General features: G+C 52.3%; 10 protein-coding genes, 2 tRNA genes and 1 pseudogene. 2 read left to right on the top strand and 11 right to left on the bottom strand.

Features of this window, described 5'->3' with window-relative positions; genetic code table 11:
- Positions 1-152 precede the first annotated feature (152 nt).
- Positions 153-237 (top strand) — tRNA-Tyr (locus tag C0K55_RS05175).
- Positions 238-258: 21 nt separating this feature from the next.
- Positions 259-343 (top strand) — tRNA-Tyr (locus C0K55_RS05170).
- Positions 344-359: 16 nt separating this feature from the next.
- On the opposite strand, the gene C0K55_RS05165 is transcribed toward C0K55_RS05170, so the two are convergent.
- From C0K55_RS05165 to C0K55_RS05115, 11 genes and pseudogenes are all read right to left on the bottom strand, one after another.
- The gene (locus C0K55_RS05165; protein ID WP_001516513.1) at positions 360-1457 is read right to left on the bottom strand and encodes a fatty acid desaturase family protein; all 1098 of its coding nucleotides are present in this window, start codon (positions 1455-1457) and stop codon (positions 360-362) included.
- Entirely contained in the window at positions 1444-2571 is a 1128-nt protein-coding gene (locus tag C0K55_RS05160; RefSeq protein WP_016262057.1) for a sterol desaturase family protein, read from the bottom strand. The genes C0K55_RS05165 and C0K55_RS05160 overlap by 14 nt, the downstream gene beginning before the upstream one ends.
- On the bottom strand, positions 2564-3181 hold the full coding sequence (locus C0K55_RS05155; protein ID WP_001516515.1) for a phosphatase PAP2 family protein: 618 nt from the start codon (positions 3179-3181) through the stop codon (positions 2564-2566). The genes C0K55_RS05160 and C0K55_RS05155 overlap by 8 nt, the downstream gene beginning before the upstream one ends.
- Positions 3178-4464: a F390 synthetase-related protein gene (locus tag C0K55_RS05150; protein WP_105265988.1), complete on the bottom strand. Its 1287-nt coding sequence runs from the start codon at positions 4462-4464 to the stop codon at positions 3178-3180. Before C0K55_RS05150 ends, C0K55_RS05155 begins: the two co-directional genes overlap by 4 nt.
- Positions 4461-5262, bottom strand: a pseudogene (locus C0K55_RS05145) (MBL fold metallo-hydrolase). The gene C0K55_RS05150 and the pseudogene C0K55_RS05145 overlap by 4 nt, the downstream one beginning before the upstream one ends.
- Positions 5240-6256: an NAD-dependent epimerase/dehydratase family protein gene (locus C0K55_RS05140; RefSeq protein ID WP_105265987.1), complete on the bottom strand. Its 1017-nt coding sequence runs from the start codon at positions 6254-6256 to the stop codon at positions 5240-5242. The pseudogene C0K55_RS05145 and the gene C0K55_RS05140 overlap by 23 nt, the downstream one beginning before the upstream one ends.
- Positions 6253-7260, bottom strand: coding sequence for a 3-oxoacyl-[acyl-carrier-protein] synthase III C-terminal domain-containing protein (locus C0K55_RS05135; protein ID WP_010375753.1), 1008 nt, complete (start codon positions 7258-7260; stop codon positions 6253-6255). The genes C0K55_RS05140 and C0K55_RS05135 overlap by 4 nt, the downstream gene beginning before the upstream one ends.
- Positions 7261-7511: 251 nt before the next feature.
- On the bottom strand, positions 7512-8189 hold the full coding sequence (gene narI, locus C0K55_RS05130; RefSeq protein ID WP_001160120.1) for a respiratory nitrate reductase subunit gamma: 678 nt from the start codon (positions 8187-8189) through the stop codon (positions 7512-7514).
- Complete coding sequence (gene narJ / locus C0K55_RS05125; protein ID WP_000571675.1) at positions 8189-8899, bottom strand: nitrate reductase molybdenum cofactor assembly chaperone; 711 nt, start codon at positions 8897-8899, stop codon at positions 8189-8191. Before narJ ends, narI begins: the two co-directional genes overlap by 1 nt.
- Positions 8896-10434 (bottom strand): nitrate reductase subunit beta, encoded by a 1539-nt coding sequence (gene narH / locus C0K55_RS05120; protein ID WP_000702663.1) that lies wholly within the window; start codon positions 10432-10434, stop codon positions 8896-8898. The genes narJ and narH overlap by 4 nt, the downstream gene beginning before the upstream one ends.
- The gene (locus C0K55_RS05115; RefSeq protein ID WP_000032963.1) at positions 10431-14174 is read right to left on the bottom strand and encodes a nitrate reductase subunit alpha; all 3744 of its coding nucleotides are present in this window, start codon (positions 14172-14174) and stop codon (positions 10431-10433) included. Before C0K55_RS05115 ends, narH begins: the two co-directional genes overlap by 4 nt.
- Positions 14175-14463 lie beyond the last annotated feature (289 nt).

Below are 14463 nucleotides of genomic sequence, written 5' to 3'. Positions count from 1 at the left end.
CCAAAAGAACTGGTTGCCTTTAATCCGTTACGGATGAAAATTACGCAACTAGTTCATTTTTCTCAACGTAACACTTTACAGCGGCGTGTCATTTGATATGATGCGCCCCGCTTCCCAATGAGGGAGCAGGCCAGTAAAAAGCATTACCCCGTGGTGGGGTTCCCGAGCGGCCAAAGGGAGCAGACTGTAAATCTGCCGTCATCGACTTCGAAGGTTCGAATCCTTCCCCCACCACCATCTCAAGCGTTACTTTCCCCTGGTGGGGTTCCCGAGCGGCCAAAGGGAGCAGACTGTAAATCTGCCGTCATCGACTTCGAAGGTTCGAATCCTTCCCCCACCACCATCACTTAGTTCTTATCTCAATTCTTAGGCTTCTCACCCATTCGCCGTAAAAATTGCTGCTGTAGCCCCAACAAATCCGATAACGTCAGTAACTGGTAATCCAGCCCCTTCTGCTTTGCGATATCCGCAATAATGCGACTTAACGCCGGATAGTGGCGATGATTCCAGTGGGGAAAAAGATGATGGGTAAGATGCAAATTAATCCCGCCCAACCAATAGCCAAGCGATGCCGGTTGTGGCGTCCAGTCAAAGGTTGTAGCGAAAGTATGAGCCAGCCTGCCCACTGCTATTTTCCCCTCTTCTGGCGGCAACTGGGTATTCCCCTTTGCCCAATGTGTTCCTATGATCAGCATGACAAAGATCAGAGAAGCGAGCATTTGACTGAGCAAATAAATCAGCAGAATAGCCCTAAAACTAAACACATCGGACAATAGCCAGAAAGGAAGCAGCAGGCACATGGCGAAATGCGCCAGTTTGCCGCCTAAAAAATACCCCCAGCCAGTAAAACCACGCAATGCCAGATGCGGCGTTACCGGCGTGAACCCTCCACGATCGAGCCAGTCCACTACCCAGATATACCAGGGAAAGGTTAGCGCCGCGACCAGCGGCCAGTAGCGATGTTGCTGGCGCATAAAAGGTCGCCACCGTTGCCATGGCGTCTGGCGAAGAATGCCATTTTCTGCGGTGTCAGGATCGTAAAATTCGATATTGGTAAAACCGTGATGAAAGCGTACATGGCGCACCCGCCAGCAGTCAGGATCAAGCCCTATCGGAAAAGCAACCATCCGATTAAGCCAGGCATTGGCCTTTTTACCACGCCAAAATGCATCGTGCGAAGCGTCATGCACCACATTGACTGCTAACAACATGGCGCAAAATATCATCGCCAGATACCACAATAGATATAACACCCACTGGCTTTGAGACAACGCCAGTGAATAACAGGATAGGCAAGCAATAATCAGTGTCACCATTTTGGCGAATGCCCATCCGTCGGCATATCGATGATCACCTGATTTTGCCAGATACGCTTTCGTACCCTTTTGCAACTGTTTTACCAGGTGCGGATCATCGGCAGGAAAAGTGATTAACCTGTTGGGATTAAACAGGTTCATAGTGTTTCCTTAGCGACTTACGCCCCACACCACTCACGAATAACACACAATGGGCCAGCAAAACGCCAGCTAATCCCTTCCAGACCAGAGTGCTCCATGAACACATATAAAGAATAAAATAAAGCAGTGACAACGTCACAGAGCACCACAAAATCATTCCCCAACGTTGTCCATCGCCCATGCCCCCCAGAGCTACTGAGCCTGCCACCAGTAACACGAATAATACAGCCTGCTCACTGGTAATATACTCAATGCCATAGCCATATTGCTGGATGTAGCCCAGCACCATCATAAACAGCAGAATAACCCCTGCACCCACAGCCCACGGAGAACTCTGGTATCGGCGTTCAATCGCTTTGCCAACAGAGTGAAACCCCATTAAGCGTAAAAAAGGCAGATTACTTTCGCGCATCGGATTACAGGATAATCGACTATTTTTTACGCCATAGGCAACATTGCCATGATCCGGCCCGGCGCTATACGAACCAAAAAGTTTATCCCACAACAAAAAGGTGCCACCGTAATTGGTATCGGCATATTGTTTTTCATTCAAATGATGGATGCGATGGTGAGAAGGCGTGATCAGCACCTTTTCCAGCCAACCCAGTTTCGGCGTTAGCGCATTATGGTTAAAAAACTGCCAACTGTAATGCGCGATGGAAACTGCCAGAAAGACACTTAGTGGTACTCCAAGCAGCGCCAGCAGCATAAAAAACGGAATTGAGGTCAATGAGGAGTACCACGAGTTACGTACACCTAATGACAGGTTGTAGTGTTCCCCCTGATGATGCACTACATGAACCGCCCACAGCGGGCGCACCTCGTGATGCCATCGATGTAGCCAGTAAAAACCGAAATCCCACACCAGCAAAGTAAACAGCCACAGCAGGATCACGGGCGCATTATCAAACAGCCCAAAGCTAAAGTGATTGACCACCAGGCTATAGCAGAGTACTTCCAGGCAGCGAAATAGCCACAGCATCATATGTCCGGAGTTGATATTGAAAATAACGTCCAGCCAGTCGATTTTCTGTCGTCCTGATACTTGCAATACTCCGGCTTCGACTAACACAAATAACATCATCAGGATAATAGGGGTTAATAAGTCACTCATGATTCATATTCCTTTCTCGCCTGTCGCGCATATCCAGCCACGCAGCTATCCAACCGCAAATCGACGCCAACATCACGCCACCGACTAAATCAATAAATAAATGCCTGCGTAATTGCAGAATTGAAAAGGCGATAGCTATCGCCCAAACCACGCTCATCAGCGTCAGCCAACGGTTCCCCTTTTTGGCTATTGCCCATACTGTCAACAGCGTGAGCGCAGCGTGTAAAGAAGGGAAACAGTTCTGGCTTGAGTCAATCGCTATCAGCCCGTTTAGTGCACCCGCAGATACCCCAGACTGCACAAACGGGGGATATTGCATTGTTGTGGGCCAGAGAAGATAAAACACACCAGCCGCCAGTGCCGAAAGTTGCATTGACCGGGCCAGCCAGCGCAGGTGGGAAAGTGGTGTTGATAAATAGCCTAACGGTACAACAAGAAAAAACGAGAGATACAACCACACGGCTGAAGGGGAAAATGGAATCAGATTATCAATCACGGAAGGCGTTAATTGACATCCCTCACCTTGCAGGCGATCGCTAAAGTTGTAGATAACCCCAACAGTTCCCCAGCCAAACAGCATCTGTTTCAGGCGTCGCAACAGATTGCTCATTCCCGCCCCCACTGACGCACAATCCGCCGCCGCTTGGCTGTAAAAGCAACGGGCACAGTTTGCGATTCCAGCGACCATATCAGTTGCTCTACCGCGATATTCTGGCGCATAAACAAGGCATTCAACGCCTCCCGACAATGCTCCAGCATCCGCAGTTCGCAATCAGCTAATAACGTCAACTGTGCTGCTCCGGTTTGTAGCAGTCGATAATCGGCTGTTAGCGGCAACGTCATCGCCAGCACACGACTACAGGCATCGGCAAAAACGGTCTGAACATCACCAGATCTTGTCGGCAGTTGCAGTTGATCATCCTGCCGCCCTTCGATACGCGCAATCGCCATTGTCGCGCTGCCACAGGGGCATGGCTGTTCGCTTGCCACCAACACGTCATCAAGTCGATAACGCACCACCGGTTGTGTGGTGCGAGTAAAGTCAGTGACGATCGGTACGAAACGGCGTTCATCCAGCCATTGTGGTTCAACGTGAATAAATTCTTCATTGAGATGTAACGTGCCACAACGGCAGGTAGAAGCGAGAACCCCTTCTGTCGCCTGATAAATTTCGCCCACATTGTTGAACACGCTGCGCAGTAATTCCCTGTCCTGCGGCTCCAGAACTTCCGCCACCGAAACCACTTTTTTGACCTTCAGCGTCAAATCTCCCGCAATGACCGCCAGCGCGAGTGCGCGTAATACCTGAGCTGGTGCGACAATGATCGTAGGCGAACGTTGTTCCAGCCGTTTGGTTTGCGCCTGGAATGGCGCTAACAGATCGTAAAAATCGAGGCTTAACCAGCGATTATTCACACTTTGATAGAGGTTGTTATCTGCTCGCAGAAACAGTGCTACTCGCTCTTTGGCAAACAATCCATCGGGCAACACTTTTGCCAGCACACCTGCGGCCCAAATCTGCTGCTCCTGTGAGCTAACGACAAAAAGCCCACGACGCCCCGATGTGCCAGATGAAAGTCCAACGCTGAACTTGCCAACACAGGGTTTAAAATCACGGCTCTGCTCACTGCGCATCGCACAGGCGAGAAGCTCATCGCGCTTTAAACCTGCGGTATTCATCTCATCGAAATGCGTCATCATTAACGCTTTGTCCATCAATGGCCACTGGTTAAAGGGCAACGCCAGATAACGCTGAAACCACAGACTTTTAGACAAGGTATTTTGCCGGAACAAATGCAACCTTTTTGCTTGCCAGTTTTCCAGCGCCTGACGATCGGTAAAATGCAGCCTGCGGGTACGAAAGTAGCGCCAGAGCAACATCAGCGGGATCATAGTTCCCCCTCGTGGCATAATCGAATATCCACTGCGCCGTTTTGCCAAAGCTGATGTAATTGCCCAAGCGTGCGGTAGTAGGCGTGGCTGTCAGACATAACCAGATGCGCCAGCGGTGACGGCCCACGCAGTTCCCGATAACTAGCAGGTGCCCACGCGGCATCGGCAGCCAGTAAAATCCAGCCGTCATCAGTAAGAACAAACGCCCCAATGTGTCCGGCAGCATGGCCCGGCAGCGGTACAAGAATGACTTCACCACGGCTTTCTGGTAGCAAGTAACCATGCTCAAACGGTGCCAGTTGTGCGGGCAAACTTACCGCTTCAAAACTTTCAATAAAACGGAGTGAGGACTCAAAACTCTCCGGGATTAGCCCTGGCACAAAGGCCTGGCGCAGCGACACCACGCAGAGTTCTTACCTGCCGCCAGCCTTCACCAGAACAGATGCAGGCGACATTAGGGAAATCTCGCAGGCCAGCAATATGATCGGCGTGAAAATGCGACAGAATAATCGTATCAACATCTTTCGCCATCAGTCCCTGTGCGGAGAGTTGCCGTACCAGCGATTGTTGCGGATCGAAATATACCGGAGTGACCTGACGATAAAAGCGAAATACGCCGGCTTGCGTGTAATGTGCAAACCACGAAGAATAGCCGGTGTCCCACAGCCAGCGTTTCTCACCCGCTTCCAGCAGCCACGCACGGGCGGGGAATTTACACACTTTCAGCCCTGCCCCTTTCAGCGCAATACAGCCAATATGTGTACACCAGCCCGTTTCAAATGCGGTTATTTTTGCCATGTTCCCTCAGCCATTGTCCCGTGATTGCAATACCTTGTTCCATCGAAAAGCGCGGGTGATATCCCAGCTCTGTAATGGCCTTTTGCGCACTCAGCGTCATATCAAAACAGAGTGTTCCGGCGCTGTAACGTGTGATGACAGGTTCCTGATTAACGCATTTCCCGTACAGTTCCAGGCCTCGCGCAACCACAGAAAGCAATGGCCAGGGAACGGCAGCAATTCGGTAGCTCAAGCCCAATTGCTGGTGCAGCAAGGCGTCAAGCATTACAGATAATTTCTGCGGCTGATGATTGCTGATGTTGTAAATACTGCCCGAGCGTAAGCCTGCAACCTGCGTTGCCAGTTGCATGGCATACACCACGTTCTGCACGAAAGTGAGATCCAGTAACGCTTCACCACCCCGCGGCAAACGTAAGCAGCCGCCGCCCTGTTGCAGTTGCTGCATCAGACGGGGAACAATCACCTGGTCATGAGGGCCAAACAAACCACGGGGACGCAAAAGAATAAACCTCGTGGCAGGATATTGAGCTACTGCCTTGGCAATAACCTGCTCAGCGGCGTATTTACTGCGGGCGTAATAGCTGGAGAATGCTCGCGCAAGATAGGTTTCTTGCAAGTCATAGTGATGTTGAAAATCAAAGTAAACCGCAGGCGTAGAGATATGGATAAACCGGGGGATCCTCAGCCTGCCTGCCGCCTGTGCCAGAGTGTGGGTCGCTTTGACATTGGCGAGCCAGAATGCCGTTTTGTTGCCCCAGGGCGAAGACTTCGCCGCACAGTGCCAGACAGCATCGCAGCCTTCTACCAGCCGTGCGCAATCATCCTCAGTTGCCAGGGTTAAATCGAGAGCCACAAACTGTGCGCCTGCGCTTGTCAGATTTTTACCGACCTCGCAATTTCGCCCTGTTGCCACTACCGACACCCCCGATTGCAACAAATATTGCACGGCATTTCGCCCCAGGCCGCTGGTTGCCCCCGTCACGAGGATCTTCACGGTAAAAGCACCAGACCAGCCAGTGTTAATCCTGCTGCCGTGCCAATCAACATCGCAGGTCTACCTGCAGTGAAACGACCGCTAATCACCGCTTCATGCAGCGCTGTGGGTATAGAGGCCGCCACCTGATTGCCGTAGAAACGGTAGACATCGACGAGCGCGGGTCCCGGCACTTGCAGCCGTTTTCGCATATGTTCAAGGGATAGATGACTGGCCTGGTGAGGAACGACCGTGCCGATATCACTCAGTCGCAGGTCGCTTTTTTGCAGTAAGCGCGAAAAATAATCTTCAATAAGCGAAGAGGCAAAACGAAACAGCGGTTTCCCCTGCATATGAAAAAGAAAGTCGCTGTTACTGACGCCTGAGCGTGGATTACACCGCGTGCCGCCAGCGCGTATTTCACATAGTTCGCTGCCTTCGGGGTACATTTCGATCAGGCTGGCAATAATCCCGCTGCGACCATTGCCCCGCTCAACAATCGCGCACGCCGCACCATCACCAAAAATTAATGACGATTCTTCATGGTTCCAGTCAATACCGCGTGAAGCGATATCCGCCGAAACGATGGCGATCCGCCGATATGCTCCGCTGTTTAATAATCCGGCAGCCACTTCCAGTGCAGAAATAAAGCTAACGCAACTGCTGTTGATATCAAACCCGGCAATGCCTGCAGGCATGGCTGCGGCTTTGAGAATATGAATTGCGCTACAGGGTAATGCCTGTACAGCAACGGCTGACGCACAAATTAACAGATCAATATCACACGGTTTTAACGCAGCAGTCGACAACGCATTATGCAAAGCTTCTGCTGCCAGTTCGGCCTGACTGGCGTCGTTACTGGCGAAATAACGCCAGCAAATGCCGGAACGTCGCTCAACATAGCCCGCAGGTTTATTTAGCTGAACATCCAGTTGTTGAGAAGTGATTTTATTCGGTGGTAAGGCGATCCCCGTGGCGATTATTTTTAACGCCGCGGAGATCGTCGGTTGATTAGGTCGATCCACGGTCAGTGCTCCTTCACTGCTCCAGGGGGACCTATCATAGAGGTGGGATACGTTTCCCTACAATCCGAAAAAATTGACAGTGTGTAACTGGCAATTTCAGCAGGCTGACAACGTACTCTGCGTTATGCCGGATGCGGCGTGAGGCCTACAAAAATGAGCTAATTCCATATATTGCAGAATTCTCGTAGGCCTGATAAGCGCAGCGCATCAGGCACTTTGCCATTTTGCGCCAGACGACTTATTTTTCTGGCTTAGTGGCGAGCACGCACCAACTGATACTTACGCGTCAAATACTCTACCGGTACGCTCCAGATGTGTACCAAACGCGAGAACGGGAACAGCAGGAATAAAGTCATTCCCAGCACCAGGTGCAGACGGAAAATAAACGCCACACCGTCGAGGTGTTGAGAAGCGCCACCGTGGAAGGTCACTACTGACTGCGCCCAACCAACCAGTTTCATCATCTCACTACCGTCCATATGCTGAGCGGAGAATGGAATGGTCAGCAAACCCAGTGCACACTGGATGACTAACAGTGACAGGATCAGGATGTCTGCTCCGGTAGTGGTTGCACGCACGCGCGGGCTGAACAGACGGCGTTTCAGTAACAGCACACCGCCAATCAGGCACAGCACGCCGCTGGCACCACCAGCAAACATCGCCATTTTCTGTTTCACTTCAATCGGCAGCCACGCTTCGTAAACCCAGTGCGGCGTCAGCATACCGAGGAAGTGACCGACAAAAATCCCCAGAATCCCGATATGGAACAGGTTCGACGCCAGGTTCATCCCTTTGCGATCCAGCATCTGGCTGGACGCCGCGCGCCAGGTGTACTGCCCGTAGTCATAGCGCAGCCAGCTACCAATCAGGAAGACCGCCCCTGCAATGTACGGGTAGATATCAAAGAAGAACATATTCAGGAATTGCATTAGTGCTGTCCTCCGGTGGTGATATTCAGATATTGCGGCGCGACGGCACCCGCAAAGCGACGTTGATGGGCAGTGATTGCCGAATCACCGCAGCCTTTGTCAGCAAAGAACTTAACCTGCTCTTCTTCCCAGACGGCATCCAGCGCCTGCGGCGTATCATCGCGTGCTTCATCGGCAATTTTTTCCGCCACTTTGTCGCTGTCGATAGCGGTATTCGCCAGTTTGAGCAGCAAATCAAACAACACCGCGTAGCGGCTCTCACGCTGTTGCAGACGAGCACTCAGCAACGCCAGAATCGGCGCAATGTCCTGCAAGCCCCCTACCGCTTCGCTTTTCGGCAACTGCGCCAGATACTCCAGATACAGCGGCAGATGATCCGGCAATTCACGGCTATTTAGCTGCAAGCCGTGCTGCTCGTACTGCGCCAACAGGTCAACCATTGCCTGGCCACGATCGCGGGATTCGCCATGAACATGTTCGAACAGCAGTAGCGATGTGGCGCGACCACGGTCAAACAGTTCGCTGTACTGCGCCTGCGCATCCAGCGGATCAAGCGCGGTTAAATCACGCAGGAAAATGCCCAGCGCATGGGCATCTTCTTTCTGTAAGTTTTCCGACGCGGCAATAGCCTCAAACATCTCTTGTTGATGCTGCCACAAGGCAGCATCCGGATATTCAAGGAGGCGCGAAACAATCACGAGTTCGATCATGGATGCGGCTCCGTTTTGCTGGTCACGTCGATGGCATCGATACGGCGGCTGTTGAACAGATTAAATTTCGTATCTGAGCCGTGGCAGCCGTCACCAAAGGTAAAGCCGCAGCCATTTTTCTCCGGGAAAGCTTCCCGCGCCAGTTCACGATGGCTGCTCGGCACCACAAAGCGATCTTCATAGTTAGCAATTGCCAGATAACGGTACATCTCCTGCGCCTGAGCTTCGGTCAGACCGACCTCTTCCAGCGCACGGGTATCGACTTTACCGTCAACGGTTTCAGCTCGTTTGTAATGACGCATTGCCAGCATACGTTTCAGCGCGAGCAGCACCGGTTGGGTATCACCGGCGGTCAGCAGATTCGCCAGATACTGAACCGGGATACGCAGACTTTCAACGTCTGGCAGAATGCCGTTGCTACCCAGTTCGCCCGCATCTGCCGCAGACTGAATCGGTGACAGAGGCGGAACGTACCAGACCATCGGCAGCGTGCGATATTCCGGATGCAGCGGCAGCGCCAGCTTCCACTCCATCGCCATTTTATAAACCGGCGACTGCTGTGCCGCTTCAATAACACTCAACGGAATACCGTCCTTAATTGCCTGCTCAATGACTTTCGGATCGTTCGGATCGAGGAACACTTCCAGTTGGCGCTGGTAGAGATCTTTCTCGTTCTCGGTGCTGGCTGCACGTTCAATAGCGTCCGCATCGTACAGCAGCACGCCGAGATAACGGATACGACCCACGCAGGTTTCTGAACACACGGTCGGCTGACCCGCTTCAATACGCGGATAACAGAAAATGCATTTCTCAGACTTACCGCTCTTCCAGTTGAAGTAGATTTTTTTGTACGGGCATCCGGTGATGCACATACGCCAGCCACGGCATTTATCCTGATCGATCAGGACGATGCCATCTTCTTCACGCTTGTAGATCGCACCGCTCGGGCAGGTCGCCACACATGCCGGGTTCAGACAGTGTTCGCACAGGCGCGGCAGATACATCATGAAGGTGTTTTCGAACTGGCTATACATCGCCTTCTGGATGTTGTCGAAGTTCTTGTCTTTCGCCAGTTTGTCAAATTCGCCGCCCAGGTCATCTTCCCAGTTCGGCCCTTTTTCGATTTTCGCCATCCGTTCGCCAGTAATCAGCGAACGCGGACGAGCAATCGGCTGCGATTTGCTGCCTTCCGGCGCGGTATGCAGGTTCTGATAGTCAAAATCGAACGGCTCGTAATAATCGTCGATCCCCGGCAGATGCGGGTTAGCGAAGATTTTACCCAACAACATGGCGCGGTTACCCATGCGCGGTTGCAGTTTGCCGTTGATTTTACGGATCCAGCCGCCTTTATATTTTTCCTGGTTTTCCCAGTCGGTCGGGAAACCCTGACCCGGCTTGGTTTCAACGTTGTTGAACCACGCGTACTCCACGCCTTCGCGGCTGGTCCAGACGTTTTTACAGGTAACTGAACAGGTGTGGCAGCCGATGCACTTATCGAGATTCAGCACCATGCCGACTTGTGAACGAATTTTCATTTTACGCTCTCCTGTACCTGGTCATTGCCTTCGCCATCTAACCAGTCAATGTTCTTCATCTTACGCACTACAACAAACTCATCGCGGTTAGAACCTACGGTGCCGTAGTAGTTAAAGCCGTATGCCAGATGGGCATAGCCACCGATCATATGCGTCGGTTTCGGCGTAATACGGGTGACCGAGTTATGGATGCCCCCACGCTGTTGGGTGATTTCTGAACCAGGCAAGTTAACGATACGTTCCTGCGCGTGGTACATCATGGTCATCCCTGCCGGAACACGCTGGCTGACAACCGCACGGGCAGTTAGCGCACCGTTGCTGTTGAAGACTTCAATCCAGTCGTTATCGGCAATACCCAGCTCTTTCGCATCAGCTTCGCTCAGCCAGACCACCGGGCCACCGCGACCTAAGGTCAGCATCAGCAGGTTGTCGCTGTAAGTGGAGTGGATCCCCCACTTCTGGTGCGGCGTCAGGAAGTTGAGGGCTTTTTCCGGATTACCGTTGGATTTCTGCCCCATCACTTCTTTCACCGAACGGGTGTCGATCGGCGGACGATAGACCAGCAGGCTTTCACCGAAATCACGCATCCACTGATGATCCTGATACAACTGCTGGCGACCAGAGAGCGTGCGCCACGGAATCAACTCGTGAACGTTGGTGTAACCGGCGTTGTAAGAAACGTGTTCATCTTCCAGACCAGACCAGGTCGGGCTGGAGATAATTTTACGCGGCTGTGCCTGAATATCGCGGAAGCGGATCTTCTCGTCTTCTTTATTCAGCGCCAGATGCGTATGGTCACGACCAGTAAACTCACTCAGTGCCGCCCAGGCTTTCACGGCTACCTGACCGTTGGTTTCTGGTGCCAGCGTCAGGATCATTTCTGCCGCATCAATCGCCGTGTTGAGCATCGGCTGGCCTTTCGCCGGACCTTCCGCTTTGGTGTAGTTGAGCTTACGCAGCAGATCCATCTCGCTCTGGGTGTTCCAGGCGATACCTTTACCACCGTTGCCGATTTTCTCCATCAGCGGACCGATAGAGGTAAAGCGTTCGTAAGTTGCCGGATAATCGCGCTCTACGACCATAATGTGCGGTGCGGTTTTACCTGGGATCAGGTCGCATTCGCCTTTTTTCCAGTCTTTTACATCCAGCGGCTGCGCCAGTTCAGCGGCAGAATCGTGCTGGATCGGCAGCGTGACGATGTCGGTTTCTTTACCCAGATGACCAACGCACACTTCGGAGAATTTCTTCGCGATGGCTTTGTAGATTTCCCAGTCACTTTTCGCTTCCCAGGCCGGATCGACCGCCGCAGACAGCGGGTGAATAAACGGATGCATATCCGAAGTATTCATGTCGTCTTTTTCGTACCAGGTTGCAGTCGGCAAAATGATGTCGGAGTAGAGACAGGTGCTAGACAGACGGAAGTCCAGCGTCACCACCAGATCCAACTTGCCTTCCAGACCGTTGTCCTGCCAGTCCACTTCTTCCGGCTTCACTCCGCCCTGCTGCCCCAGATCTTTGCCCTGGATACCATGTTCCGTCCCCAGCAGGTACTTGAGCATAAACTCGTGACCTTTACCGGAAGAACCCAGCAGGTTAGAACGCCAGATGAACAGGTTACGCGGATGGTTTTTGCCGTTTTCCGGCTGCTCCGCAGCAAAACGAATGGAACCGTCTTTCAGGGATTTCACCGTATAGTCAACCGGATTCATCCCGGCTTTTTCTGCTTCACGTGCGATGGTCAGCGGGTTAGTGCCTAACTGCGGAGCAGATGGCAGCCAGCCCATACGTTCAGCACGCACGTTAAAGTCGATCATGTGGCCGGTATAACGGGATTTATCCGCCAGCGGTGACAGCAGCTCTTCCGCCGTGACGGTTTCATAACGCCACTGGCTGGAGTGGTTATAGAAATAAGAGGTACTGTTCATATGACGTGCCGGACGCTGCCAGTCAAGGGCAAACGCCAACGGCTGCCAGCCGGTTTGCGGACGCAGTTTTTCCTGACCTACGTAGTGTGCCCAGCCGCCGCCGCTCTGACCGACACAACCGCAGAAAATCAGCATGTTGATCAGACCACGATAGTTCATATCGAGGTGATACCAGTGGTTCAGACCGGCACCAACGATAATCATCGAACGACCGTGCGTTTTATCAGCGTTGTCAGCAAATTCACGGGCTATACGGATAATTTGCGAACGTGAGACACCGGTGATCTTCTCAGCCCAGGCCGGAGTGTAGGCTTTCACATCGTCATAGCTGGTTGCGCAGTTGACGTCGTTCAGACCACGTTCCAGGCCATAGTTTGCCAGCGTCAAGTCATAAACCGTAGTCACCAGCGCGGTGCTGCCATCAGCCAGTTGCAGGCGTTTCACCGGCAGTTTGTGCAGCAGAACGTTTTCCAGTTCCACTTTGTTAAAGTGTTCAGTGCCGTCGCCGCCAAAGTACGGGAAGCCCACTTCAGCAATCTCATCCTGGCTACCCAGCAGGCTAAGTTGCAGTTCGGTTTCTTCGCCGGTTTTGCCGTCACGTTGCTCCAGATTCCATTTGCCCTTCTCGCCCCAGCGGAAGCCAATAGAACCATTCGGCGCGACCATTTCGCCTTGCGTATTAAAGGCCACGGTTTTCCATTCAGGATTGTTTTCCTGGCCCAGCGCGTCAACCAGATCAGCGGCACGCAGCATACGACCCGCAGCGTAATAACCATCGCGTTCTTCCAGCATCACCAGCATCGGCATGTCGGTGTAGCGACGCACATAGTCGGTGAAATACTGACTTGGGTTATCAAGATGGAACTCACGCAGCATTACGTGGCCCATCGCCAGCGCCATCGCCGCATCGGTGCCTTGTTTCGGTGCCAGCCACAGGTCGCACAGTTTAGCGATCTCAGCATAGTCAGGCGTTACGGCAACGGTTTTGGTGCCTTTGTAACGCACTTCGGTAAAGAAGTGAGCATCTGGAGTACGGGTCTGCGGAACGTTAGAACCCCAGGCAATGATGTAGCTGGAGTTGTACCAGTCAGCAGATTCCGGCACGTCAGTCTGCTCCCCCCAGGTTTGCGGAGAAGCTGGAGGCAGGTCGCAGTACCAGTCATAGAAGCTTAAGCAAGTACCGCCAATCAGGGAGAGATAGCGGGCACCCGATGCGTAAGAAACCATCGACATTGCCGGGATTGGCGAGAAACCAGCAACACGGTCCGGACCGTAGTTTTTGATGGTGTAAACGTTAGACGCGGCGATCAGTTCGTTCACTTCCTGCCAGGAAGAACGAACAAAACCACCGCGTCCACGCGCTTGCTTAAAGCTTTTCGCCTTATCGGCGTCTTCAATAATAGAAGCCCATGCCTCAACCGGATCGCTATGCAGCGCTTTCGCTTCACGCCACATTTTCATCAGGCGTTTGCGCATCATCGGGTATTTCAGGCGGTTGGCGCTATAGAGATACCAGGAATAGCTGGCACCGCGCGGGCAGCCGCGAGGTTCATGGTTTGGCAGATCCGGACGGGTACGCGGATAGTCAGTCTGCTGGGTTTCCCAGGTCACCAGACCGTTTTTAACGTAGATTTTCCAGCTACAGGAGCCGGTGCAGTTTACCCCGTGGGTAGAGCGGACGATTTTGTCATGCTGCCAACGCTGGCGATATCCATCCTCCCAGTCACGGTTGGTATTGAGAAGCTGGCCATGCCCATCGGCAAAGGTTTCACCCTTCTGTTTGAAGTAGCGAAACCGGTCCAGGAATTTACTCATCGGTTTTCTCCTGTGGGAGCCTGTCGGCTCTCTGATAAATCGACATTGCTAATGTTTAAAATGAAGGTAACGCTCTGAAACGTCGTGGGAATTGATAACGATCAAGTGTGGAGGGGATGAAAAATAAAGTAATTTCCTAATATACCCCTTTGGGGTAATTAAAATGTTTCACCTAACATATTGTAAGTTAATGACTTTTACATCTAAGCACATTTAAACGCTTCGGATTTTTATACAGGTGGGTATTAAGGAGTATCCCCCATGGATGACATATTAATGATGCTTAATG

Origin of the sequence: Escherichia sp. MOD1-EC6098, from assembly GCF_002965865.1 — a bacterium.
Classification (GTDB): domain Bacteria; phylum Pseudomonadota; class Gammaproteobacteria; order Enterobacterales; family Enterobacteriaceae; genus Escherichia; species Escherichia marmotae.
Note: the sequence above shows the minus strand (reverse complement) of the source record. Positions and strands in the feature narration are given on the sequence as shown.

Coding starts and splice junctions, on each gene's coding strand:
- C0K55_RS05165 (WP_001516513.1), bottom strand. CDS start 1,457: ATGAACCTGTTTAATCCCAACAGGTTAATCACTTTTCCTGCCGATGAT.
- C0K55_RS05160 (WP_016262057.1), bottom strand. CDS start 2,571: ATGAGTGACTTATTAACCCCTATTATCCTGATGATGTTATTTGTGTTA.
- C0K55_RS05155 (WP_001516515.1), bottom strand. CDS start 3,181: ATGAGCAATCTGTTGCGACGCCTGAAACAGATGCTGTTTGGCTGGGGA.
- C0K55_RS05150 (WP_105265988.1), bottom strand. CDS start 4,464: ATGATCCCGCTGATGTTGCTCTGGCGCTACTTTCGTACCCGCAGGCTG.
- narI (WP_001160120.1), bottom strand. CDS start 8,189: ATGCAATTCCTGAATATGTTCTTCTTTGATATCTACCCGTACATTGCA.
- narJ (WP_000571675.1), bottom strand. CDS start 8,899: ATGATCGAACTCGTGATTGTTTCGCGCCTCCTTGAATATCCGGATGCT.
- narH (WP_000702663.1), bottom strand. CDS start 10,434: ATGAAAATTCGTTCACAAGTCGGCATGGTGCTGAATCTCGATAAGTGC.
- C0K55_RS05115 (WP_000032963.1), bottom strand. CDS start 14,174: ATGAGTAAATTCCTGGACCGGTTTCGCTACTTCAAACAGAAGGGTGAA.